Here is a 22,887-nt window from a genome sequence, read left to right as displayed (position 1 = left end):
GGCGCGGAGCCTGCCGAGCGAACATCGGCCCCGCGCGGAGCCTGCGGAGGGGGGCGCGCGGACGGGCGTGGCGGGACGCACACCGGCGGGAGGTGCGCGGCCGCTCAAATGACCGTACATTCACCATCGTGAGCGAGCACGCCGTCACGGCCGGACCGGGCCCGGTACGCCGCACACCCGGGCGGCGGCTCTGGGAGCAGCTGCTCACCGACCTGCGGCGCCGGCTCGACGCGGACGAGTTCATCGAGGGCTTCCCCGGCGAGCTCGCCCTGGTCGAGGAGTACGGCGTCAGCCGGCACACCGTGCGGCAGGCCGTGAAGGTCCTGCGCGACGAGGGCCTCGTGGTGGGCACCCGGGGCCGGCCGTCCCGGCGGGCCGAGCCGGTCGAGCTGGCCCAGCGGCTCGGTGCCCTCTACAGCCTGCACGAGTCCGTCCTCGCGATGGGCCTGGAGCAGCGCAGCGTCGTGCGGTCCCTCGACGTCGTTGGGGACGGTGTCGTCGCCGCCCGGCTGGGGCTCGAGGAGTCCACCCCGCTGGTCCACCTGGAACGGCTGCGCCTCGCCGGCGGTGAGCCGCTCGCGCTGGACCGGGTGTGGCTGCCGCACGAGCTGGCCGCGCCGCTGCTGCACGCCGACTTCTCGACCGGCGCGCTGTACGAGCGCTACGCCGAGCTGTGCGGGGTCGCGCTCACCGGCGGCGAGGAGACGATCCAGCCGGTGCTGCCCACCCCGGCCGAGCACCGGCTGCTCGGCGGGAGCGCGTCCACCGCGGCGTTCGCGATCCGCCGGCTCGGCACGGCCAAGGGCCGCCCGGTCGAGTGGCGCCAGACCCTGGTCCGCGGCGACCGGTTCGTCCTGCGCGCCGACTTCGCCGACGCCGGCGGCTACCAGCTGGACCTGCTCGGGTCACCCGGCCGGTCCCCCGGCAGCCCGGAGGCGCGCCGGTGATCGGCGTCCTGGCCGGGGCGCTGGGCCTGGTCGTCGGCCTCGTCATCGGGACCCTCGGCGGGGGCGGCGGGGTCCTCGCCGTCCCGGCGCTGGTCTACGCGCTCGGGCAGGACGCCCGGGCGGCCACGACGGGCAGCGTCGTCATCGTCGGGGTGGTCTCGGCGGTCGGGGTGCTGACCCGGCTGCGGGACCGGTCGGTCGACTGGCGGACCGGGATCGTGTTCGGCCTGGTCGGGGTGCCCGCGGCGTGGGCCGGGACGCTGCTCAACCGGGTCGCGCCGCAGCCGGTCCTGCTGCTGTCGTTCTCGGCGCTGACCCTGGCGATCGCGGTGCTGCTGCTGGTGCGCAGTACACCGGCGCGCGCGCCCGCACACGGTACGGAGGATGCCGGCACCGCCGCGGCGGACCCGGACTCGGGCGCCACCACCGTCCTCGCCCCGCCCCGGCGGTTCGTGCGGGCCGCGCAGGTCGTGGTGTCCGGGGCGGTGGTCGGGTTCCTGACCGGCTTCCTCGGCGTCGGCGGCGGGTTCCTCGTGGTGCCGGCGCTCGCGATCGTGCTCGGGCTGGCGATGCCCGCCGCGATCGCGACCTCCCTGCTGGTCCTGACGCTCAACGCGGGCGGGTCACTGGCCGCGCGGGCCGGGCACCTCGACCTCGACTGGGCAGTGCTGGGCCCGTTCGTCGGCGTCGCGGTGGTGGCGGCCCTGGCCGGAAAGCTGATCTCCGACCGGTTGTCGTCGGCGTCGCTGGGGCGCGCGTTCGCCGCGCTGCTGCTGCTGGTCGGCGGGTTCGTCGGGGTGGAGAGCGTGCTCGCCCTGCTGTGAGCCGGGCCGGGGCCATGCGCCCCGGACGCCGGTCAGAGGGGCACGCGGGCGCCGTGTGCGGCCCGCACGGCGGCGGCGACCCGGGCGAGCAGCCCGGACCCGCCGGAGGACGGCGGTGCCGCGCCCCCGGCCGGGGGCGGCCCGGCGGGGGTGGCGGGGCGGGCGGTGGACGGTGCGGTGGGCGCGGGGCGCGCCGAGGCAGGGGTGGTCACGGTGGATCTCGGCTCCGGGCGTCGGACGACGGGGACGACGGGAGCGGGCCGGGACGGCCGGGCCGCTCAGGAACCGGGGCGACAGCGGCGGTCGTCGATCGACAGCTGGTCGGTGGCGATCAGGCACACGACGAACGTGCGATCGGCCGGCGAGCTGACGGTGGACACGTCGTCCACTGCACCACGGTCCTGACGCCACCGCAACGGGCGAACGGGTCCGAAACGACCAGCGCGACGTCGTCCGGGTGCGTCCGTCCAGCCCTCGACCGGACACCCGCCCCAATGTACGTTCATTTGATCTGCGTTTCCCGTCCGGCGGGAGCATCGGGAGGACGTCATGCCGCAGGACCCGATCGAGGCAGGCACCTGGCAGCGCAGCGGCGACCTGGTGTTCCGGCAGTACTACCTGGGGTGCCTGTCCCAGGCGTCCTACCTGGTCGGGGACCGCGGGACCGGGTGCGCGGTCGTCGTCGACCCGCAGCGCGACGTCGGGCAGTACCTCACCGACGCCGCGGCCGAGGGTCTGCGGATCGAGCGGGTACTGGAGACCCACGTGCACGCCGACTTCCTCTCCGGGCACCTCGAGCTGGCCGCCGCAACCGGCGCCCCGATCTCCTACGGCGCCGGTGCCGACGTCGAGTTCCCGATCGAGCCGCTCCCCGACGGCCGGACGCTGTCGCTCGGCTCGGTCGTCCTGGAGGTGCTGCACACCCCGGGTCACACGCCCGAGTCGATCTGCCTGCTCGTGCGGGAGAGCGCCGGGGCGCCGCCGTGGGGCGTGCTGACCGGGGACACGCTGTTCATCGGTGACGTCGGCCGCCCCGACCTGCTCGGCGGCGCCGGCTGGTCGGCCGACGCGCTGGGCCGCGCGCTGTACCGCTCCACCCGCCGGCTGCTGGAGCTGCCGGACGCCACCCGCGTGTTCCCCGCCCACGGTGCCGGGTCGGCGTGCGGGAAGAACCTGTCCACCGAGACGTCCAGCACGATCGGCGAGCAGCGCCGGACCAACTACGCGCTGGCCCCGATGCCCGAGGACGCGTTCGTCGCCGCGGTCACCGAGGGGCAGTCGGTCCCGCCGGGGTACTTCGCGCACACCTCGCACCGCAACCGGGAGGCGCACCCGGTACTCGACGAGTCGGTCCCGGTGCCGGCGCTCTCGCCGGCCGAGGCCGACGCGGCCGTCGCGGCCGGTGCGCTGCTGCTCGACACCCGCGACCCGCAGGACTTCGCGGCCGGGCACCTGCCCGGCTCGATCAACGTCGGCCTGGGCGGGCGGTTCGCCGAGGTCGTCGGCCAGCTCGTCGATGCGGAGACCGGGCTCGTGCTGGTCGGCGACGAGGGCACCGCGGGCGAGGCACGCAACCGGCTGGCCCGGATCGGGTTCGACCGGGTGCTGGGCTTCCTCGACGGCGGCGTGCCTGCGGTCCCGCCGGCCCGGCTGCGGTCGGCCGGGCGGATCACGGCCGACCGGCTCGCCGGCCTGGGCCCGCACACTCAGGTGGTCGACGTCCGGGGCCCGGGTGAGATCGCCGGGTCCGGCCTGGTGCCCGGGGCGCGGCCGGTCCCGATGCCGGCGCTGGTCGCGCGGCTCGGCGAGCTGTCCCCCGACGCGCCGACCGTCGTCTACTGCGCGGGCGGCTACCGGTCCTCGGCCGCCGCGTCGCTGCTGCGCTCGCGCGGCTTCGCCCGGGTGGACGACCTGCTCGGCGGCTTCGGGGCGTGGGCCGCGGGCGAGCGCCCGGTGGAGCTCCCCGCGGCCGGCCCGGCGGCGCCACAGCCCGCAGGCACCTGAACCGGGTGCCCGTCCGTCCCGCGGCGGGTAGGTTCACGCCCGTGCCGGACAGCGCGGGTCCCGCGAAGGGGCATCGGATCTTCGCCGCGGTCTACGACCGCATGTCGGCCCCGGTCGAGCAGGCGGTGCTCGGCCCGCGGCGGGCGTCGCTGGTCGGGCCGCTGACCGGGCGCGTCCTCGACGTCGGCGCCGGGACCGGCGCGAACCTGCCGCACTACCGGGCGGCCGACGAGGTCGTCGCGCTCGAACCGGATCCCGCGATGCGGCGGCGCCTGGCCGCCCGCACGGACGAGTGCCGGGTGCCGCTGACCGTCGATCCGTCCGGTGCGGACGCGCTCCCGGCCACCGACGGTTCGGTCGACGCGGTGGTGTTCACGCTGGTCCTGTGCACGGTGCCGGACCCGGTGCGCGCGCTCGCCGAGGCCCGCCGGGTGCTGCGGCCGGGCGGGCGGCTGGTCGCGCTCGAGCACGTCGTCGGCGACGGGCGTCCCGCGGTGTGGCGGCGCCGGCTGGCGCCGCTGTGGTCGCGGATCGCCGCCGGGTGCCGGCTGGACCGGGACACGGCGGCGACGGTCGGCGCGGCCGGCTTCACCCTCGACGAGGTCGAGCACCTCACGGTCGGGCCCGCATGGGCGCCGACCGCCCGGCTCGTGCAGCTGCGCGCTACTGCAGCGCCAGCGTCCCGATGACCAGCCGGGCGGCGTCCCCGCCCGCCTCCAGCGCCGTGCCCAGCGCGGACGGCACGTCGAGGTCGGTCAGCAGCGCGTCGCGCACCGCGTCCACGGCGGCGGGCGAGCCGGGCTTGCGACCGGCCGCGACGTAGAGCTCCTCCAGCCGCCGGGCCGCCACGTGGACGTCGGCGGTGCGGAACTCCCACGGCTGTGCCCACGGCCGGTCGAGCAGCAGCAGGCGCAGCGCGGCCCCGGACGCCGTGCCGAGCAGGTCCTGCACCAGCACCAGGTTGCCGGTCGACTTCGCCATCTTCGCCCCGTCCACCGACACCACGCCGGCCCGGAAGCCGCGGCGGGCGAACAGCCCGGCGCCGGTCGCCGCGGCGGCCATCGCGGACTGGTACGCGTGGTGCGGGAAGGCCAGGTCCGCCCCGCCGGCGAGCACGTCGACGACCCCGCCGAGCGAGGCCAGCGCCATCGCGGCGCACTCGGCGTGCCAGCCCGGGCGGCCCGGGCCCCACGGGCTGGGCCAGGCCGGGTGCACGCCGTCGGACGGCTTCCACAGCGGCACGTCGAACGGGTCGTCGCGCCGCGGGTCGTCCGGCTCGTCGCCGTACTCCGCGGCCAGTCTCAGCGCGGTGCCCCGGTCGAGTCCCGCCGCGCCGGGCACCCCGGCGCCCCGGAAGTACACGGTGCCGTCGCGCTCGTAGGCGTGCCCGGTGGCCAGCAGCGTGCGGGCCAGCGCGATCACGTGCCGGACGTGGTGGCGGGCGTGCGGGGCGTGGTCGGGCGGCCGCACGTGCAGGTCGGCCATGCTGCGGTCGAACCAGAACTCCTGGCGCAGGCCGAACTCGTCGTAGGCGACGTCGCGCTCGACCGCCGTCCGGGTCAGGACGTCGTCGACGTCGGTGACGTTGCGCGTCACCTCGGTCGGGGTCCCCGCCATCCGGACGACCCGGGCCAGCACGTCGGCCCACACGAACGTCGCCGCGTGCCCCAGGTGCGTCACGTCGTACGGGGTGATGCCGCAGACGTAGATCCGCGCCGGGGTGGTCAGCGGCAGCGGGGTGCCGTCCAGCACCAGGCCGGCGCCGGCCGGGAAATCCGCCTCGAACGAGTCCACCGCCTGCATGCGGTGCATCCTGCCAGCCGGGACCGGGTGGTCGGCCCGGCGACCACGGGCTACCGGTGAGTAGGATCAGCGTCCGATCCGACACCGCCGTCCGCACCGGGAGCGCTCCGATGGAGACCTTCACCGACCGCACCGCCGCGATCACCGGCGCCGCCTCCGGCATCGGCCGGGCGCTCGCCCTGCGCCTCGCCGGCGACGGCTGCCACCTCGCGCTCGCCGACCGCGACGCCGCCGGGCTGGCCGAGACGGCCGCACTGGCCGGGCCGCAGATCCGGGTGACGACGGCCGAGCTGGACGTCGCCGACGAGAAGGCGGTGTACGGCTGGGCCGACCAGGTCGTCGCCGACCACGGCGCGGTGCACCTGGTCGTGAACAACGCCGGCGTCGCGCTGTCGGGCACCGTCGGGTCCCTGTCGCAGGACGACTACCGCTGGATCATGGACATCAACTTCTGGGGCGTGGTGTACGGGACGAAGGCGTTCCTGCCGCACCTCGAGGCGGCGGGTGCGGGCCACGTGGTGAACCTGTCCAGCATCTTCGGCGTCGCCGCCCAGCCGCTGATGAGCGGCTACAACGCCAGCAAGTACGCCGTGCGCGGGTTCACCGAGTCGCTGCGCCAGGACCTGGAGCTGACCGGGTCGGCGGTGTCCGCGACCTGCGTGCACCCGGGCGGGATCCGGACCAACATCGCCCGGGCCGCCCGGATCGACGACAGCGTCGCCGCGGCCACCGGCACGTCCGCCGGGGCCGCGGCCTCGGAGTTCGAACGGCTGCTGAACACCTCGCCGGACAAGGCCGCGCGGACCATCCTGGACGGCGTCCGGCGCGACCGGCGCCGCGTCCTCATCGGACCGGACGCGTGGGCGATCGACTCGATGGTGCGGCTGCTGCCCACCACCTACCAGCGGATCGTCACCGGGGTGATGCGCTCGCGCCGGGGACGCTGACCGGCCGGAGCGTGATCAGGGAATGGTGCAGGATCGGTGCCGGATTCGGCACCGATCCGCCACGACTCCCCGATCACCCCCGAGGAGCCCCGGAATGACGCACGCGCAGCGCCCGGTCACCGCCTTCGGCCCGGACTTCCCGTTCCCCTACGACGAGTGGATCTCCCATCCGGCAGGGCTCGGCCGGGTCCCGCCGGAACGGCTCGGGACCGAGGTCGCGGTCGTCGGCGCCGGGATCGCCGGGCTGGTCGCCGCCTACGAACTGCTGCGGCTCGGCCTGCGCCCGGTGGTGTACGAGTCGTCGCGCCTCGGCGGGCGCCTGCGGTCGCAGCCGTTCGAGGGTGCCGACGGCATCGTCGCCGAGCTGGGCGGGATGCGGTTCCCCCGCTCGTCCACCGCGTTCCACCACTACGTCGACCTGCTGGGGCTGCGCACCGAGCCGTTCCCCAACCCGCTCACCCCCGCCGCCCCGAGCACCGTGATCGACCTGCACGGCGAGACGTACTACGGCCGTACCCTGGCCGACCTGCCGGCGTTCTTCACCGAGGTCGCCGACGCCTGGGCCGCCGCGCTGGAGCACGAGGCCGGGTTCGAGGCCCTGCAGGACGCCGTCCGCGCCCGGGACGCGGCCACCGTGCAGCGGCTGTGGAACGAGCTGGTCCCGCGCTGGGACGACCGGACCTTCTACGACTTCGTGTCGACCTCGACGGCGTTCGCCGGGCTGAGCTACCGCCACCGTGAGGCGTTCGGCCAGGTCGGGTTCGGCACCGGCGGCTGGGACTCGGACTTCCCGAACTCGATGCTGGAGATCCTGCGGGTGGTGACGACGGCGTGCGACGAGGACCAGCTGCTCGTCGTCGGCGGGGTCGAGCAGCTCCCGCAGGGGCTGTGGCGGCGCGCGCCGGACGACGCCGTGCACTGGCCGGCCGGGACCAGCCTGTCGTCGTTGCACGGTGGCGGGACCCGCCCCGGCGTCGCGCGGATCGACCGCGTGGACCCGGACACCATCCGGGTCACCGACGTCAACGGCGTCGCGCGCGACTTCCCGGCCGTGCTCACCACCTGCCAGAGCTGGCTGCTGACCACCCAGATCGAGACCGACGAGTCGCTGTTCAGCCAGGAGCTGTGGATGGCGCTCGACCGGACCCGCTACATGCAGTCGACGAAGACGTTCGTGATGGTGGACCGGCCGTTCTGGCGCGACGCCGACCCCGTGACCGGGCGGGACGTCATGAGCATGACCCTCACCGACCGGCTCACCCGCAGCACCTACCTGTTCGACAACGGCGACGACCGTCCCGGCGTGATCTGCCTGTCGTACTCGTGGATGAGCGACTCGCTGAAGATGCTGCCGTACCCGGTCGAGAAGCGGGTCGACCTCGCGCTGCGCGCGCTGCGCAAGATCTACCCGGACGTCGACGTCGCGGCACACGTCATCGGCGACCCGATCACCGTCACCTGGGAGTCCGACCCGCACAGCCTGGGCGCGTTCAAGGGTGCGCTGCCCGGCCACTACCGCTACAACCGTCGGATGTACTGCCACTTCGTGCAGGACGACCTGCCTGCGGCCGAGCGGGGGATCTTCATGGCGGGTGACGACGTGTCGTGGACGCCGGCGTGGGCCGAGGGCGCGGTGCAGACCGCGCTGAACGCGGTGTGGGGCATCGTGCACCACCTCGGCGGGGCCGCCCCGGAGCAGAACCCGGGCCCCGGTGACCGGTTCGCCGACCTGGCGCCGCTGCGGCTGCCGGACTGATGCGGGTCGCGCTGCTGCAGGCCCCGTCGTGGTCGCGCGACGTGGCCGGGAACCTGCGCCGGCTCGCGTCGGCCGCCGCGGCGGGGGCCGACCTCGTCGTCACCCCGGAGATGTTCCTGACCGGCTACGACATCGGGACCGCCGCGGTGCGCGAGCTCGCCGAGCCCGCCGACGGGCCGGCTGCCGCCGCGGTCGCGGGGATCGCCCGCCGCACGGGCACCGCCGTGCTCTACGGCTACCCCGAGCGCTCCGGTGACGCGGTGTTCAACACGGTCGCGCTGGTCGGCCCGGACGGGGTGCCGCTCGCGTCGTACCGCAAGACGCACCTGTTCGGTGACCTGGACCGGAGCGTGTTCGGCGCGTCGCCGGCCGCGCCGGACGTGGTGGAGTTCCGCGGCTGGAGCCTGGGCCTGCTGATCTGTTACGACGCCGAGTTCCCGGAGGCGGTGCGCGGTCTCGCGCTGCGCGGCGCGGACGTCGTGCTGGTCCCGACCGCGAACATGATCGACTACGACGTGGTGGCGGACGTCCTCGTGCCGGCCCGGGCGTACGAGAACCAGGTGTACGTGGCCTACGCGAACTACGTCGGCCGGGAGGGCGCGCAGACCTACGGCGGACTGTCCGGTGTGGCCGGACCCACCGGCGCGTTCGTGGCGCGCGCCGGGCGCGGGGAGGAGCTGGTGCTCGCCGACCTCGACCGGGCCGCGTTGGAGCGGTCCCGGCGGGACACCCCGTACCTGGCCGACCGCCGGCCCGAGCTGTACGGCGGGCTCACCGAGGGCCCGTGAGGGCAGTGCGTCAGCCGAAACCGACAGTCAGCCGAAACCGCAGTCAGCCGAGACCGATCACGCCGACGACGGCGCCGAACCCGGCCAGTACACACCCGACGACGGTGATCGCGATCGAGGTCCGCAGCCACAGGTCGGCGGGGGCGCTCACGGCGACGCTCGCATCGACCGCGCCGTGCACCTGCGCGACGGCCTCCCGCCGGCGCAGCGCGCGTGCGGAGGCCAGGTAGCCGGCGGTGTCCCGGGTGGCGAGCAGGGCGCGCCGGCGCAGGTCGACGTGCGCGTTCACGTGATCCGCGTTCGCCGGGCCCGCGTCCACAGCCCTGTTGTTCGTATCGCTCGTCATCAGTCACTCCTCCCACCGGAGCCTGCTCCCAGCATAGACCCGACACGGTCCCGCATACACCTGGTCACGGGGCGACCGGCGCGGTGTACGGTCCGCCGGTCGAGCGAGTCGAGGGGTGACGGTGGCAGGACGGCGACGGTGGCTGCCACCGGCGGCCTGGTGGAACCTCCCGCTGCCCGCGCTCGCCTCGTCGGCCGCCTGGATCACGCAGATCTACTTCAGCGAGGACCTCTCGGCCCTGACCCAGGCGTCGCTGGTCGCGATCGGCGTGCTCGCCTCGGCCCTGACCGTGCTGCTGCCCGCACTGGAGATCCGCCGCGAGCGCGGACGGATCGTGGCCGCCGAGCAGATGGCCGCCGACCGGCTCGCCGAGTACAAGGTCACGACCAACGACATGCTCATCCCGCTGTCGCTGGCCGTCACCGACGTGCTCACCACCTCGAGCGGGGCCGCCCGCCGGGAGGCCCGCCAGTCGCTGCGCCAGATGACCGTCGACTTCGCCGCCGAGTACGTCGGCCCGGAACGCAGCCGGTCCTGCTTCTACGGCCTGGAGGACGACCCGGCGACCGGGGCCCGGACGCTGCGCCTGCGTGCCTGGCACGGCCGCAACAAGCCGCCCCGGCCCCGCTTCGACCCGGCCGACGAGGTGGACTCGCAGGTGTTCGCGCTGGTCAACAGCCTGGACTCGATGATCGTCCGCGACGTCCAGGAGGTGCATCAGCTGGGCTGGACCGACCTCTCCGAGTACCGGACGTTCATCGCGGTCACCGTCTGTGCGGGTGAGCAGCCGCTGGGGCTGCTCACCCTCGACTCCCTGCGGGCCGGTGACCTGAGCGAGGAGGACCTCGATCTCGTGCGGCTGTTCGCGCAGCTGCTGGCGGCGGGGCTGTCGGTGCGCTGACCCCTACGGGTGCGCTGACTCCTTCGGTGCGCTGACTCCTACGGTGCGCCCCGGACCGTCCGGCCCGGTGTGCCGTCCCCTCCCGGCGCAGGCAGGCTCCCCCGCGCCACGACGCAGGAGGTGACCCACAACGTGATCGCAGCTCCGATGCCGCTCAGGGCGCGGGCGGCGTCCGGGCCGGCCACGGCGAGGACGACCACTCCGGCGAGGCCGACCACGACAAGGGCGACGCCGGTGAGCCGGTACTCCGGCTGGTCCACGACGCGCGCCAACGGCAGGAAGTGCACCCCGACCACCAGACAGACCACCGGAGCGATCAGGCCGGGCGCGGCGAGGGCCACCGCTACCGCGACAACGAGCGCGATCGCCACGCCCTGCACGATGCCGATCGTCCGATACCGGACCCGCCACCGGTCCGACAGTCCTCGTCGCCGGGAGGCCGGGCGCGCACGCAGCGCGATGATCGTGCACGTCACCGACAGCGCCACCGACGCGATGACCACCGGGAGCGGCGCGGGGAGCGCGGTGGCGCCGGTCAGGGCCCACAGCATGCCGAACCAGGCGGTGACCAGGGCACCGGCGCGGCGCAGCGCCCCGTCGGACGGGATCACCGCGCCGGCAGGACCGCTCGCCTCGGGCCGCCGGTCTGTGGGCACCATCTCGACTCCTGGAACACAAGGCTGCAGTGACAGGAGTAAGATACACAACTGTAGCGATAAGTGGGGAGGAAATGTGGTGGCCGGTCCCCGCCGCCGTGGCGCGGCACTGGTGAAGGCCCTGCACAGCGCCGTGCTCGAGGAGCTCGACGAGGTCGGGCTCGGCCGCCTGACGATGGACGGGATCGCGCGGCGGGCCGGGACGGCGCGGACCACGCTCTACCGGCGATGGGCGAACCCGGGAGAGCTGTTGCTCTCGGCCATCGGCGAGGCCTACCCGGTCGAGGAACCGTCACCGGTCGCGGGCGAACTGCGGGCGGACCTGATCCGGTCCCTGGAGCTGCTGGTGGAGTGGGCCCGGCATCCGACCGCCCGTGCCGTGCAGGCGATTCTCGCCGAACGCCGGGCGCACCCGGAGCTGGCCGCGCGACTGGACGAGCTGTTCGACGCGTCCGGCCGGCGCTTCACCGCGACCGTGCTCGACCATCACGCCCGACTCGGCACCATCGCCCCCGGCTCGGTGACCCCGCTGGTCGAGAACCTCGGTGAGGCGATGGTCGTCAAACACTGGATCGACGTCGGCCGGGAGCCGGACCGGGAGTACCTCGTCCAGATCGTCGACCAGCTGATCCTCCCCGTACTGGGGGACCGCTCCGCGGTGGCCGGTCCGTGCGCCGGCCCATGACCTCGGAGGTCATCGCTTCACCGCACCGACCGGGCGATCGTGGGTACAGCACCGGGGAGGTCCCCCGGGCCGGCCCAGGAGGCGATCATGACCATCTCCACGCACCCCGTCACCACGAACCTGCGCGCGGCCCTGCGGGTCGACGCGGCCGCCTCCGGCGCACTCGGCCTGCTCGGCGCCGCGGGCGCCGTGCTGCTCGGCCCGGTGCTGGGCCTGCCGGTCCCGCTGCTGGTCGGTGCGGGGCTGTTCCTCGTCGTCTGGGCGGCCGGGCTGCTCGTGCTGGCGGCGACGGCGACGGTGCCCCGCGCCGGGGCCTGGGCGGTGGTGGCGGTGAACGCGGCGTGGGTGGTGGGCAGCGTCGGCGTCGTCCTCGTCGTGGGACCGACGGCGCTGGGGGTGGCGTTCCTCGTCGCGCAGGCGATCGCGGTCGCGGTGTTCGTCGAGTGGCAGCTCATCGCCCTGCGGGCCGGCCGCGCCGTCGCCGTCCCCGCGTGAGGACACCGGGGCCGGTCACAGCCAGTCGTCGGCGGAGCGCTCCCCCAGCAGCACGGCCAGTGCGCGCTTCCAGCGCCGGAGCAGGGTCTCCGGGCTGGTGGTGCGCTCCCCCAGCATCGTGGTGATCGCCAGACCGGTGAGGGTGTCGATGGTGAGCTCGACCAGCGTCGCCGTACGCGGGTCGTCGCCGAGCTGCGGCGTCAGCACCTCGAACAGCACGTTGTGCAACGCCCCGAACAGCCGCTTCTGCGCCGGCAGGAGCGCCGCGCGCAGCTCGTCGTCGGTCCGGGCGGCGACCCACAGCTCCAGCGCCGTGAAGAACGACGGGCCCGCCAGGTCGGTCCAGGCCAGGTCGACGACCGCCTGCAGCCGGTCCGCCTCGTCCGGGATGGCCGATGCGGCGGCCCGGAACTGCTCCACCCGATCCAGCACCAGGTGCTCGGTCGCGGCGACCATGAGCTGCGCCTTCGCCGGGAAATGGTGCAGCAGCGTCCCGCGGGCCACGCCGGCCCGCTCCTGGACCTCGGTCACCGTGGTCTCGGAGTAGCCCTTCTCCTCCAGGCAGCCGATCGCCGCCTCCAGCAGGCGCTGCCGCATGCGGTGGCGGCGCACCTCCTGGGACACCCTCGGTCGTGACACGCCGCGACAGTACAACCGTACGGTTCGCGGTCCTCGATACCCGCGCCTGCACCGCGCGAGCGACAGATACGGTACGGCCATACTGTTTCTGTTCGCTGCGACGAGGGAGTGCACGATGTCCGCTGAGCCGGAGGGGCTCGCCCGCTACGACCGGGCCGTCTCGGCCGAGGCCACCACGCCCGCCGCCCCGGAGGCCGCCCACCGGCTCCTCGGGGACCTGTCCCGGCTGCCGGACTGGCTGGCGCTGCACGCCGGCTGGCGCGGCACGCCCCCGGCCGGCGCCGCGGTGGGCGTCACCTTCGACGAGCAGGTGACGCTAATGGGCATCCCGGCCGACATCTCCTGGGAGGTCACCGAGGCCGGCGGGGACCGGATCGGCCTGCACGGCACCGGGCCGATGGGCCTGACCCTCGGGCTGTGGCTCAGCGCCGCGGCCGGCGACGGGGCCACCGCGCTGCGGCTGGACGCGGGCGTCGGTGGCGACCCGGTCACCGGCCCGATGGGCGCCACCGTCATGAAGAGCGTCGAGGAGGCCCTGCAGACCTCGGCCGGGCGGCTCGCCGAGCTGCTCGCCGGACCGCAGGAGGACCACGACCCCGCCGCCGCACCGGTCCGCCACGCCCGCACCGGGACGCTGCTGGACCCGCGCACCCCGGTGATCGTCGGTGTCGGGCAGGTGACCCGGCGTACCCCCGACCTGGACCGGGCGGCCGACCCGGCGACGCTGGCCGCCGAGGCGGCCCGGCAGGCCGAGCTCGACACCGGCGCCACCGTGCTCACCGGCATCGACCGGGTTCACGCGGTGGCGAGCGCCTCGTGGAGGTACCGCGACCTCGGCCGCGCGGTCGCCGAACACCTCGGCGCCGACCCGCAGCACACCGCGATGTCGGCCCGCTACGGCGGCGACGCCGGCCAGGTGCTGATCAACACTGCCGGCCGCGCGATCGCCGACGGCGACGCCTCGATGGTGCTGGTGTGCGGCGGCGAGGCGGGCAACACGCTCGCGGCGGCGCAGAAGGCCGGGGTCGAGCTCGGCTGGCCGGAGCAGCCCGCCGATGTCGTGCCGGACGAGGTGATCGGCAGCGAGCGGGAGCCGAACAACGCCGCCGAGACCGCCGCCGGGCTCGCCGTCCCGGTCTACAACTACGCGCTGATGGAGTCGGCGCTGCGGGCCCGCTCGGGGGCGACACCGGCCGAGCACACCGAGCGGATCACCCGGCTCTGGTCGTCGTTCTCCGAGGTCGGCGCGGCGAACGAGCACGCCTGGATGCCGCAGGCGCACTCCCCCGAGCGGCTGGCGACCGCCGACGCGGACAACCGGATGGTCACCTCGCCGTACCCGAAGCTGCTCTGCGCGAACCTGCAGGTGGACCTCGCCGCCGCCGTGCTCGTGACGAGCGTCGCGGCCGCCGAGGCCGCCGGCATCACCCAGGACAGGTGGGTGTTCCTGCACGCCGGCGCGGCCGCCTACGACGAGTGGTTCGTCTCCGAGCGGGGCGACCTCGCCTCGTCCCCGGCGATCCGGCGGATCGGCGAGGCCGCGCTCGACCACGCCGGGCTGAGCATCGACGACGTCCGCCACGTCGACCTGTACTCGTGCTTCCCGGCGGCGGTGCAGATCGCGGCCGGCGAGCTCGGGCTCCCGATCGACGACCCGGACCGTCCGCTGTCGGTCACCGGCGGGCTCACGTTCGCCGGCGGCCCCGGCAACAACTACGGCACCCACGCCGTCGCGACGCTGGTCGAGCGGCTCCGCGCCGACCCGGCGTCCTACGGCCTGTCGACGTCGCTGGGCTGGTACGCCACCAAGCACGCCGTCGGCATCTACTCGGCCGAACCGCCGCGCCGCGCCTACCGGTCGCTGCAGCCCGTGCTCGCGCCGAGCCCGAGCCGTCCGGTCCTCACCTCCTACACCGGCCCGGGTGTGCTCGAGGCCTGCACCGTGCAGTACGGCCGCGACGGGGCGCCGTCGGCCGCGATCCTCAGCGTGCTCACCGCCGAGGGCGCCCGGGTGCTGGTCCGCAGCCACCAGGACGAGGTGCTGCGCACCGCCGTCGACGACGACCCGCTCGGCCGGCCGGTCGAGGTGGCCGACACCGCGAACCTGGCGTTCACCGGCGGCGACCGCACCCCGCTGCCCGCCCCGCCCGCGATGCCGGTGCTGCTGGACAAGCGGGGCCCGGTCGCCGTGGTCACGATCAACCGGCCGCACCGGCGCAACGCGGTCGATCTGCGCACCGCGGAGCTGCTCGAGCAGATCGTCGACCACATCGAGTCCGAACCGGACCTGCGCGTCGCGGTCGTCACCGGGGCCGGCGGCACGTTCTGCGCGGGCATGGACCTCAAGGCCGCCGCCGCGGGGCAGTTCGCGATGACCGAGCGCGGCGGCCCGCTGGGCATCACCGCCCGGCCGACGGTCACGCCGCTGATCGCCGCGGTGGAGGGGCACGCCCTCGCCGGCGGCTTCGAGCTCGCCCTCGTCGCGGACCTGGTGGTGGCCTCGACCGAGTCGCAGTTCGGGCTGCCCGAGCCGAAGCGGGGGCTGGTGGCGGCCGCCGGTGGCGTGCTGCGGGTGGCCCAGCGGCTGCCCCGCAACGTCGCGGCCGAGCTCACGCTGACCGGCAACCCGGTGCCTGCCACCCGGATGGCCGAGCTCGGGCTGGTCAACCGGCTCGCCGAGCCCGGCACCGTGCTCGACGCGGCCCTGGCCCTCGCCGCGGAGATCACGGCCAACGCGCCGCTGTCGGTGCAGGTGGGCAAGCGGATCATCCGGGAGTCGCCGGACTGGCCGGTCGAGGAGGGCTTCGCCCGCCAGAGCGAGCTCGCCTCGGTCGCGCTGCTGTCCGAGGACGCCGCCGAGGGCGTAGCGGCGTTCGCGGAGAAGCGCGAGCCGGTCTGGAAGGGCCGCTGAGCCACCCCGCCGGCCGGTGGCGCACCGGCCGGCGGGCTCAGCGCCGGTAGATCCGCTCCACCTGGTCGACGAAGTCCTCCATGATCACCGAGCGCTTCATCTTGAGCGACGGGGTGAGGTGCCCGCCCTGCTCGGTGAGGTCGACCGGCAGCACGACGAACTCGCGGATCGACTCCGCGCGCGAGACCTCCTGTTCGCCCGGTCGACGGCGGCGCGGATCTCCGCGCGCACCGCCGCGTCGTCGGTCAGCGCCGCCGGGGGCGTGTCGGCCGGCCGGCCGTGGCCCGCCAGCCACGCCGGCAGCGCCTCCGGGTCGAGGGTCACCAGGCATCCGATGAACGGCCGGTTGTCGCCGACGACCAGGCACTGGCTCACCAGCGGGTGCGCCCGGACATGGTCCTCGAGCACGGCGGGGGCCACGTTCTTCCCGCCCGAGGTCACGATCAGCTCCTTGAGCCGGCCGGTGATCGTGACGTGGCCGTCGGCGTCGAGCGTGCCGAGGTCGCCGGTGGCGAACCAGCCGTCCCGCAGCACCGCAGCGGTCTCGTCGGGCCGGCCCCAGTAGCCGCGGAAGACCTGCGGGCCGCGCACCTGGATCTCGCCGGACCCGGCGATCCGCACCGACGTCCCCGCCGGAGGCCTGCCGACCGTCCCGACCTTCAGCGCGCCGGGCGCCCCGACCGCGGCCGGGCCCGTGGTCTCGGTGAGGCCGTAGCCCTCCAGGATCGTCACCCCGACCCCGCGGAAGAAGTGGATCAGCCGCTCGCCCAGCGGGGCGCCGCCGGACAGGGCCCACCGGACCTGCCCGCCCATGGCCGCGCGCAGCTTGCGGTGGACGAGCACGTCGAACAACGCGTGCTCGAGCCGGCCCAGCGGGCCGAGCCGTCCGCCGTCGCGCGCACGGGACCAGGCGACCGCGGCCCGCTCGGCCCGGTCGAAGATCGCCCCGCGCCCGCCGGCCGCGGCCTTCTGCCGGGCGCCGTTGTAGACCTTCTCGAACACCCTGGGCACCGCGAGCAGGAACGTCGGCCGGAACTCGCCGAGGTCGTCGAGCAGGCGTCCGACGTCGGCGGTGTGGCCCAGCGTCACGCCGTTCTGGATGCAGGCGACCTGGATGATGCGAGCGAAGACGTGCGCCAGCGGCAGGAACAGCAGCGTGCTCGCGCCGTCGTCGGTCATGCCGGGGATCAGCATCGGCGCGACCGCCCCGACGTAGAGCAGGTTGCCGTGGGTGAGCTCGCAGCCCTTGGGCCGGCCGGTGGTGCCCGAGGTGTAGACCAGGGACGCGAGGCTGTCGCGGCCGACCGCCTCCCGCCGCCGCGCGAGCTCGCCGGGCGGACGGAGCGCCCGGCCCGTGCCAGCTCGTCGAGGCCGCCGGCCTCGATCTGCCACACCTGCGCGAGCTCGGGCAGGTGCTCGCGGACCGCCCCGACCGTCTCCGCGTGCGCGGCGGTCTCGACCACCACCCCGACCGCGCCGGAGTCGCCCAGGATCCAGCGCGCCTGCTCGGCCGAGGAGGTCTCGTAGATCGGGACGACGACCGCACCCGCGGTCCAGGCCGCGTAGTCGACCAGGGTCCACTCGTACCGGGTCCGGCCGAGGATCGCGAGCCGGTCCCCGGCGCGCACCCCGGCGGCGATCAGCCCGGCGGCCAGCTCCGCCACCCGGGCGGCGAACTCCGCGGCCGGCACCGGCTGCCAGGTCCCGGCCACCCGGCGGCGGAGCAGCACCGCGTCCGGCTCCGACCGGGCCCGCTCGGTGACGGCGTCGGCCAGCGACGCGTCGTCCGCGATGTCGACGGCGCCCGGGGCGGTGTACTCGTGCACGATGCGATCCGATCGAGGTGGACGGGGGCGCTCAGGCGAGCAGGAGCTTGGACACGATCTCGGTCATGATCTCGTTGGTGCCGCCGCCGATGCCCAGGATGCGGCTGTCGCGGTAGTGCCGCTCGACCTCGGACTCGCGCATGTAGCCCAGGCCACCGAAGAGCTGCACCGCGCTGTCGACGACCTCGTCGCAGGCCTCGACGGCGGTGTTCTTGGCCATCGCGACCTCGGCGAACACGTTCTCCCCGGCCTGCCAGCGGTCGATCACCGCGCGGGTGTAGGTCCGGGCGACGTCGGTGCGGCGGGCCATCTCGGCGACCCGGTGGCGCACCACCTGGCGCCCCGACAGCGGGCGGCCGAAGGTCTGGCGCTGCTTCACCCAGTCCAGCGTGAGGTCCACGCAGCGCTGCGCGGTCGCGTAGGCCTGCACGGCGATGCTGAGCCGCTCGGCGGCGAACTGCCCCATGATCGCGTAGAAGCCGGTGTTCTCGGCGCCGATCAGGTTGGTCCTCGGGACCCGGACGTCGTCGAACGACAGCTCGGCGGTGTCCGAGCACAGCCAGCCCATCTTGCGCAGCGGCGCCGAGACCGACAGCCCCGGCATGTCCCGCTCGAGCAGCAGCAGCGAGATGCCGCCGGCGCCGTCCCCACCGGTCCGTACGGCGACGGTGTAGAAGTCGGCGCGGGTGGCCGAGGTGATGTAGAGCTTGGCGCCGTTGACGACGTAGTCGTCCCCGTCGGCCACCGCGCGGGTGGTCAGCCCGGCGACGTCGGAGCCGCCCTCGGGCTCGGTGATGCCCAGCGAGATGATCTTCTCGCCCGCCAGCACCGGCCGCGCGACGCGCTCCACGAGCGCGGGATCACCGGCCTCGACCAGGTGCGGCAGGCCGATGCCGTGCGTGTACAGCGCCGACAGCAGCCCGCTGGACCCACCGGCCAGGATGATCTCCTCGGCGATCACCCAGGTGTCGACCGCGGTACCGCCCTCGCCGCCGGCCTCCTCCGCGAACCCGACGCCGAGCAGGCCCGCCGCGGCGGCCTTCGCGTGCAGCTCGCGCGGGACCGCCCCGGCGTCCTCCCAGGCCGCGAGGTTAGGCACGATCTCCGTCTCGGCGAACCGGCGGGCGGAGGCCCGCAGTGCCCTGCGCTCGTCGGTCTCCCAGTTGCCGCCCATGGCTCGCCACTCCTCGGTCGTCGTCGGACACCTGGACCGGACCCGGACGGCCCGCCGGAGATAGATCTTGAACGCCGTCATTCATCTTGTAAAGTGCTGTTCTCGATAGGAGGGCGGGTGCGATGCCGGAACGGGTGTACGCAGGCCTGAGCGCGGACGAACGCTCGACCCGTCGGTTCGAGCAGTTCCTGGACGCGGGGCTGGCGGTGTTCGCCGAGCGGGGATGGGCCGCGAGCACGGTCACCGACGTCTGCCGGGCGGCGGGGCTGAGCCCGCGCTACTTCTACGAGCTGTTCGGGACGCGCGAGGAGCTCTTCCGCGCGGTGACCGCCCGGATCGCCGACGACGTCCGCGAGACGGTCCGCCGGGCGGTCGCCGCCGGCGCGCCCGGCCCGCAGGACCGGGCGCGGGCGGTGCTCGCCGCGCTGGCGGACTGGTTCGTCCGGGACCCGCGCGCCGTGCAGGTCGCGCTGGTCGAGTCGCTGGCCACCCCGGAGTTCCGCCGGCAGCGGCACGAGCTCGTCGCGTCGTTCAGCACGCTCGCCGCGCGGCTCATGCGGCCGTTGCGCGACGAGGCCGGCACTCACGACGGGGCCGGCACTCGCGACGGGGCCGGCACTCGCGACGAGGAGCTGGCGACCAGCGCCACCGTGCTGACCGGCGGGTTGATCGAGCTGCTGATGAGCCGGGCCGGGTCGCCGGCACCGATGACCGACGAGATTGACCTCGACCTGGACCCGCTGCTGGACCATCTCACCGCCCTGTTCACCGCGGCGGCGCGGATGTGACCGGTGGCCGGTCGGTGGACGGTGCGGTCAGCCGCGGGAACCGGCCGTCGCCCGGCCCGCCGGAGGCCGGCCCGACAGGGGGCGGCCCGGCGGGCCGGGCGAGGTGACGAACGAGCCGGCCTGGCGCCGGGTGGCGATCAGCTCGTGGTGGCTGAGCTCGCGCAGGGCGGAGCGGACGGCGGAACGCCCGACCCCGAGCTGCTCGGCCAGCCGTCGTTCGGCGGGCAGCCGGTCGCCCTGCTTGCTCCTGCGCACGATCGCCAGGAGCTCGGCCAGCACCCGGTGCTGCTCGTCCGGCCCGTCCGGCCCGTCCCTCACGGTGAGGTGCTCAGCCGCGTTTGCCACCGACGACGCTCCGGTCGTGCAGGCCACCGATCTCGGCCTCGCCGAGGCCCAGGACCTCGGACAGGACCTGGTCGGTGTCGGCACCGAGCTGCGGCGCCCGGCCCACGTCGCCGTGGTCGCCGTTCCAGCGCAGCGGGGAACGGGCGGTGATGCCGGTGGCGCCACCGGGCAGGGCCAGGTCGGCGAGCAGCGGGTGCGCGCCGGCGCGGTGCGCGGTGACGACGTCGGTCATCCCCTGGTAGCGGCCCCACAGCACCCGGGCCCGGTTGAGCTCCTCCTCCACCGTCGCGGAGTCCCGCGCCAGGAACCACGGCTTGAGCACCGCCGCGATGGTGTCGCGCAGCCGGTAGCGCTCGGTCTCGTCGGTCAGGTCGGCACCGAGGGCCTGTTCCAGGGCGGCGAACACCTCACCGGTCCCGGTCACCGACACCAGCGCGCTCCACTGCCCGGGGGTCAGCGCGACGACCATCACCCGGTCGCCGTCGGAGCAGGCGAAGTCGACACCGAAGCTGCCGTAGACGTGGTTGCCGTGCCGGGGCCGTTCGTGCCCGGCCTCCTCGGCCTCGGACAGCCAGCCCAGGTTCGCCACCCCGGCCAGCGCCACGTCGGCCAGGGCGATCTCGGAGTAGACGCCCGCACCGGTACGGGAGCGCTGGTACAGCGCGGCCAGGACCGCGGTCGACACGCTCAGCCCGGTGACCAGGTCCCAGGCCGGCAGCACGTGGTTGACCGGGGTCGCCCCCTCCTCGCTGCCGGTGATCCCGGGGATGCCGACCTCGGCGTTGACCGTGTAGTCGACCGCCGGGCGCCCGTCGGCGTAGCCCTGCACCCGCACGTGGATCAGGTCCGGGCGGCGCGCGACGAGCGCCTCGTTGGCCATCCAGCGGCGCCCGACGACGTTGTCCACGAGCACCCCGCGGTCGTCACCGGGGGCGGTGGCCAGCGCGAGGACGAGCTCGCGGCCCTCGTCGGAGCGCATGTCGACGGTGACCGACTGCTTGCCCTTGTTCAGCGAGGCCCAGTAGTAGGAGTCGCCGGTGCCGTCGTGCGCGGCCGGCCAGCGGCCGTGGTCGGGGCCGCCGCCGATCGGGTCGATCCGGATCACCGACGCCCCGAGCTGGGCCAGGGTCATGCCGCCGGTGGGGCCGGCGACGAAGCTGGCGCACTCGACGACCCGCAGGCCGTCCAGCGGGCGCGCCATCAGGCCTTCTCGAAGATCGCGGCGAGACCCTGGCCACCGCCGATGCACATCGTCTCCAGCCCGTAGCGGGCGTCACGACGGCCCATCTCCCGCGCCATCGTGGCCAGGATCCGGCCCCCGGTCGCGCCCACCGGGTGCCCCAGCGAGATGCCCGAGCCGTTGACGTTCATCCGCTCGAAGTCCGCCTCGGTGAACTTCCACTCCCGGGTGCAGGCCAGGACCTGGGCGGCGAACGCCTCGTTCAGCTCGATGAGATCGATGTCGGCCAGCGACAGCCCCGCCACCTCCAGGGCCTTCGCCGTCGCCGGGACCGGGCCGATGCCCATCGTCTTCGGCGGGACCCCGCCCAGGCCCCACGACACCAGCCGCACCAGCGGGCGCAGGCCCAGCTCGGCGGCCTTCTCCGGGCTGGTCACCACGCACACCGACGCCCCGTCGTTCTGACCCGACGCGTTCCCGGCGGTCACGGTGGCCTCGTCGTCGTTCTTGCCGAGGATCGGACGCAGCGTGGACAGCTTCTCCACGTTCGAGTCCGGCCGGATGTGCTCGTCGGCGTCGACGACCGTGTCACCCTTACGGCCCTTGATCGTCACCGGCACGATCTCGTCGGCGAACCGGCCCTGCTCCTGTGCCGCGGCCGCGCGCTGGTGCGAGCGCACCGAGAACTCGTCCTGCTCCGCGCGCGGGATCGCGTAGTCACGGCGCAGGTTCTCCGCGGTCTCCAGCATCCCGCCCGGCACCGGGTAGTGCTCCCCACCGGCGGTGACCCGGCCCCGCGCCAGCGAGTCGTGCAACATCACCCCGGGGCCGCCCTTCACCCCCCAGCGCATCGACGTCGAGTAGAACGACGCCGAGGACATCGACTCCGCACCACCGGCCAGCACCACCTCCGAGGTGCCCGCCTGGACCTGCATCGCCGCGTACAGCACCGCCTGCAGGCCCGACCCGCAACGACGGTCGATCTGCAGCCCGGTCGCGGTCACCGGCAGCCCGGCGTCCAGCGCGGCGACCCGCCCGATGGCCGGCGCGTCCATCGTCGGGTAGCAGTGCCCCAGCAGCACGTCGTCGACCGCGGCCGGGTCCAGACCCGTGCGCTCGAGCACCGCCTTGATCACCGTCGAGGCCAGGGTGTGCGCGGGAACATCACGCAGCCCACCCCCGAATCCACCCACCGGGGTTCGCAACGGTTCACAGATGACGGCGTCACGCACGGACGGCCTCCTCGTCTCGGCGCCCGGACAACCGGGCGGCGGTCTTCTCGCGGACCTCGTCCGCGCTGACGCCGGGGGCGGTCTCGACCAGCTCGAGCCCGTCCCCGGTCACGTCGATCACGGCCAGGTCGGTGACGATCCGGGTGACACAGCCCAGCCCGGTGATGGGCAGGCTGCACCGCTCGACGATCTTCGCCGACCCGTCCTTGGCGACATGGTCCATCATCACGATGACCCGTTTCGCGCCGTGCACGAGGTCCATCGCCCCGCCCATCCCCTTGATCATCTTGCCGGGGACGGCCCAGTTCGCCAGGTCACCGTTGGCCGCGACCTCCATCCCGCCGAGCACGGCCACGTCGAGCTTGCCCGCCCGGATCTGGCCGAACGAGTCCGACGAGCCGAAGTAGGCCGCGCCGTCGTTGACGGTCACGGTCTCCTTCCCGGCGTTGATCAGGTCCGCGTCGACCTCGTCGTCGGCCGGGTACGGGCCGACCCCGAGGATCCCGTTCTCCGAGTGCAGCACCACCGTGCGGCCCTCGGGGATGTAGCCGGGCACCAGCGTCGGCATCCCGATCCCCAGGTTCACATACGAGCCGTCCGGGAGCTCCTCGGCGACCCGCGCCGCCATCTCCTCACGCGT

22 protein-coding genes and 1 pseudogene are annotated in these 22,887 nt (G+C 74.6%); 12 read left to right on the top strand and 11 right to left on the bottom strand.

Annotated features, from left to right (window positions below; translation table 11 throughout):
• Positions 1-128: 128 nt before the first annotated feature.
• Entirely contained in the window at positions 129-947 is an 819-nt protein-coding gene (locus BM093_RS22065) for a GntR family transcriptional regulator (protein ID WP_218162868.1), read from the top strand.
• Positions 944-1,771 carry a sulfite exporter TauE/SafE family protein gene (locus BM093_RS22060; protein ID WP_093348203.1) on the top strand — a complete coding sequence of 276 codons (828 nt, stop codon included), beginning with the start codon at positions 944-946 and terminating at the stop codon, positions 1,769-1,771. Before BM093_RS22065 ends, BM093_RS22060 begins: the two co-directional genes overlap by 4 nt.
• 32 nt (positions 1,772-1,803) lie before the next feature.
• Here BM093_RS22060 and BM093_RS22055 read toward each other — a convergent pair whose 3' ends face one another.
• Positions 1,804-1,983 carry a hypothetical protein gene (locus BM093_RS22055; RefSeq protein WP_093348199.1) on the bottom strand — a complete coding sequence of 60 codons (180 nt, stop codon included), beginning with the start codon at positions 1,981-1,983 and terminating at the stop codon, positions 1,804-1,806.
• Between the two features lie 337 nt (positions 1,984-2,320).
• Here BM093_RS22055 and BM093_RS22050 point away from each other — a divergent pair, with 337 nt between their 5' ends.
• On the top strand, positions 2,321-3,775 hold the full coding sequence (locus BM093_RS22050) for an MBL fold metallo-hydrolase (protein WP_245773704.1): 1,455 nt from the start codon (positions 2,321-2,323) through the stop codon (positions 3,773-3,775).
• Between the two features lie 41 nt (positions 3,776-3,816).
• A complete protein-coding gene (locus tag BM093_RS22045; protein WP_342743032.1) occupies positions 3,817-4,464 on the top strand; it encodes a class I SAM-dependent methyltransferase in 648 nt (215 codons plus the stop codon).
• On the opposite strand, the gene BM093_RS22040 is transcribed toward BM093_RS22045, so the two are convergent.
• Positions 4,439-5,578, bottom strand: a complete 1,140-nt coding sequence (locus BM093_RS22040) for a cysteine--tRNA ligase (RefSeq protein ID WP_218162867.1) — start codon at positions 5,576-5,578, stop codon at positions 4,439-4,441. The genes BM093_RS22045 and BM093_RS22040 overlap by 26 nt on opposite strands.
• 110 nt (positions 5,579-5,688) lie before the next feature.
• On the opposite strand from BM093_RS22040, the gene BM093_RS22035 reads away from it, so the two are divergent.
• The 3 genes from BM093_RS22035 to BM093_RS22025 all read left to right on the top strand — a co-directional run bounded on the left by BM093_RS22035 (position 5,689) and on the right by BM093_RS22025 (position 9,069).
• Complete coding sequence (locus BM093_RS22035; RefSeq protein ID WP_093348189.1) at positions 5,689-6,525, top strand: SDR family NAD(P)-dependent oxidoreductase; 837 nt, start codon at positions 5,689-5,691, stop codon at positions 6,523-6,525.
• A gap of 94 nt (positions 6,526-6,619) precedes the next feature.
• The gene (locus BM093_RS22030; RefSeq protein WP_093348184.1) at positions 6,620-8,281 is read left to right on the top strand and encodes a flavin monoamine oxidase family protein; all 1,662 of its coding nucleotides are present in this window, start codon (positions 6,620-6,622) and stop codon (positions 8,279-8,281) included.
• A complete protein-coding gene (locus BM093_RS22025; protein ID WP_093348179.1) occupies positions 8,281-9,069 on the top strand; it encodes a carbon-nitrogen hydrolase family protein in 789 nt (262 codons plus the stop codon). The genes BM093_RS22030 and BM093_RS22025 overlap by 1 nt, the downstream gene beginning before the upstream one ends.
• Before the next feature lie 43 nt (positions 9,070-9,112).
• Here the strand turns inward: BM093_RS22025 and BM093_RS22020 are convergent, their stop codons facing one another.
• Positions 9,113-9,415: a hypothetical protein gene (locus tag BM093_RS22020; RefSeq protein WP_143105482.1), complete on the bottom strand. Its 303-nt coding sequence runs from the start codon at positions 9,413-9,415 to the stop codon at positions 9,113-9,115.
• A 121-nt stretch (positions 9,416-9,536) separates the two neighbouring features.
• Here BM093_RS22020 and BM093_RS22015 point away from each other — a divergent pair, with 121 nt between their 5' ends.
• On the top strand, positions 9,537-10,316 hold the full coding sequence (locus BM093_RS22015) for a GAF domain-containing protein (protein ID WP_143105481.1): 780 nt from the start codon (positions 9,537-9,539) through the stop codon (positions 10,314-10,316).
• 38 nt (positions 10,317-10,354) lie between these two features.
• Here the strand turns inward: BM093_RS22015 and BM093_RS22010 are convergent, their stop codons facing one another.
• Positions 10,355-10,975 carry a hypothetical protein gene (locus BM093_RS22010; protein WP_177238632.1) on the bottom strand — a complete coding sequence of 207 codons (621 nt, stop codon included), beginning with the start codon at positions 10,973-10,975 and terminating at the stop codon, positions 10,355-10,357.
• 76 nt (positions 10,976-11,051) lie between these two features.
• Here BM093_RS22010 and BM093_RS22005 point away from each other — a divergent pair, with 76 nt between their 5' ends.
• Both BM093_RS22005 and BM093_RS22000 read left to right on the top strand, forming a co-directional pair.
• A complete protein-coding gene (locus BM093_RS22005; RefSeq protein WP_218162866.1) occupies positions 11,052-11,657 on the top strand; it encodes a TetR/AcrR family transcriptional regulator in 606 nt (201 codons plus the stop codon).
• Between the two features lie 87 nt (positions 11,658-11,744).
• A complete protein-coding gene (locus BM093_RS22000; RefSeq protein ID WP_093348155.1) occupies positions 11,745-12,152 on the top strand; it encodes a hypothetical protein in 408 nt (135 codons plus the stop codon).
• A gap of 15 nt (positions 12,153-12,167) precedes the next feature.
• Here BM093_RS22000 and BM093_RS21995 read toward each other — a convergent pair whose 3' ends face one another.
• A complete protein-coding gene (locus BM093_RS21995; protein WP_177238633.1) occupies positions 12,168-12,791 on the bottom strand; it encodes a TetR/AcrR family transcriptional regulator in 624 nt (207 codons plus the stop codon).
• A gap of 115 nt (positions 12,792-12,906) precedes the next feature.
• Here BM093_RS21995 and BM093_RS21990 point away from each other — a divergent pair, with 115 nt between their 5' ends.
• A complete protein-coding gene (locus BM093_RS21990; protein WP_093348145.1) occupies positions 12,907-15,702 on the top strand; it encodes a type II toxin-antitoxin system Rv0910 family toxin in 2,796 nt (931 codons plus the stop codon).
• A gap of 37 nt (positions 15,703-15,739) precedes the next feature.
• On the opposite strand, the pseudogene BM093_RS38385 reads toward BM093_RS21990, so the two are convergent.
• Together BM093_RS38385 and BM093_RS21980 are read right to left on the bottom strand one after the other, a co-directional pair.
• A pseudogene (locus BM093_RS38385) lies at positions 15,740-17,528 on the bottom strand (AMP-dependent synthetase/ligase).
• 31 nt (positions 17,529-17,559) lie between these two features.
• A complete protein-coding gene (locus BM093_RS21980; RefSeq protein ID WP_093348141.1) occupies positions 17,560-18,702 on the bottom strand; it encodes an acyl-CoA dehydrogenase family protein in 1,143 nt (380 codons plus the stop codon).
• 122 nt (positions 18,703-18,824) lie between these two features.
• On the opposite strand from BM093_RS21980, the gene BM093_RS21975 reads away from it, so the two are divergent.
• Complete coding sequence (locus tag BM093_RS21975; RefSeq protein ID WP_093348136.1) at positions 18,825-19,490, top strand: TetR/AcrR family transcriptional regulator; 666 nt, start codon at positions 18,825-18,827, stop codon at positions 19,488-19,490.
• Between the two features lie 27 nt (positions 19,491-19,517).
• On the opposite strand, the gene BM093_RS21970 is transcribed toward BM093_RS21975, so the two are convergent.
• The 4 genes from BM093_RS21970 to BM093_RS21955 form a co-directional block, all read right to left on the bottom strand.
• Complete coding sequence (locus BM093_RS21970) at positions 19,518-19,808, bottom strand: FadR/GntR family transcriptional regulator (RefSeq protein ID WP_093348455.1); 291 nt, start codon at positions 19,806-19,808, stop codon at positions 19,518-19,520.
• Between the two features lie 10 nt (positions 19,809-19,818).
• Positions 19,819-21,036 carry a CoA transferase gene (locus BM093_RS21965; protein WP_093348132.1) on the bottom strand — a complete coding sequence of 406 codons (1,218 nt, stop codon included), beginning with the start codon at positions 21,034-21,036 and terminating at the stop codon, positions 19,819-19,821.
• Positions 21,036-22,247: an acetyl-CoA C-acetyltransferase gene (locus BM093_RS21960; protein WP_093348127.1), complete on the bottom strand. Its 1,212-nt coding sequence runs from the start codon at positions 22,245-22,247 to the stop codon at positions 21,036-21,038. The genes BM093_RS21965 and BM093_RS21960 overlap by 1 nt, the downstream gene beginning before the upstream one ends.
• Positions 22,240-22,887: 3-oxoacid CoA-transferase subunit B (locus BM093_RS21955; RefSeq protein ID WP_143105479.1), on the bottom strand; the 648-nt coding region annotated here is incomplete at its 5' end. The genes BM093_RS21960 and BM093_RS21955, both read right to left, overlap by 8 nt.

Source organism: Pseudonocardia ammonioxydans (assembly GCF_900115005.1).
In the GTDB taxonomy this organism is placed as follows: Bacteria; Actinomycetota; Actinomycetes; order Mycobacteriales; family Pseudonocardiaceae; genus Pseudonocardia; species Pseudonocardia ammonioxydans.
This window is presented reverse-complemented; position numbering and strand designations above follow the sequence as displayed.

Bases quoted from the DNA above. Each gene is read 5' to 3' on its own strand.
- BM093_RS22050 (WP_245773704.1), top strand. From the start codon at position 2,321: ATGCCGCAGGACCCGATCGAGGCAGGCACCTGGCAGCGCAGCGGCGAC.
- BM093_RS22040 (WP_218162867.1), bottom strand. From the start codon at position 5,578: ATGCAGGCGGTGGACTCGTTCGAGGCGGATTTCCCGGCCGGCGCCGGC.
- BM093_RS22035 (WP_093348189.1), top strand. From the start codon at position 5,689: ATGGAGACCTTCACCGACCGCACCGCCGCGATCACCGGCGCCGCCTCC.
- BM093_RS22030 (WP_093348184.1), top strand. From the start codon at position 6,620: ATGACGCACGCGCAGCGCCCGGTCACCGCCTTCGGCCCGGACTTCCCG.
- BM093_RS22025 (WP_093348179.1), top strand. From the start codon at position 8,281: ATGCGGGTCGCGCTGCTGCAGGCCCCGTCGTGGTCGCGCGACGTGGCC.
- BM093_RS22020 (WP_143105482.1), bottom strand. From the start codon at position 9,415: ATGACGAGCGATACGAACAACAGGGCTGTGGACGCGGGCCCGGCGAAC.
- BM093_RS22010 (WP_177238632.1), bottom strand. From the start codon at position 10,975: ATGGTGCCCACAGACCGGCGGCCCGAGGCGAGCGGTCCTGCCGGCGCG.
- BM093_RS22000 (WP_093348155.1), top strand. From the start codon at position 11,745: ATGACCATCTCCACGCACCCCGTCACCACGAACCTGCGCGCGGCCCTG.
- BM093_RS21990 (WP_093348145.1), top strand. From the start codon at position 12,907: ATGTCCGCTGAGCCGGAGGGGCTCGCCCGCTACGACCGGGCCGTCTCG.
- BM093_RS21980 (WP_093348141.1), bottom strand. From the start codon at position 18,702: ATGGGCGGCAACTGGGAGACCGACGAGCGCAGGGCACTGCGGGCCTCC.
- BM093_RS21975 (WP_093348136.1), top strand. From the start codon at position 18,825: ATGCCGGAACGGGTGTACGCAGGCCTGAGCGCGGACGAACGCTCGACC.
- BM093_RS21965 (WP_093348132.1), bottom strand. From the start codon at position 21,036: ATGGCGCGCCCGCTGGACGGCCTGCGGGTCGTCGAGTGCGCCAGCTTC.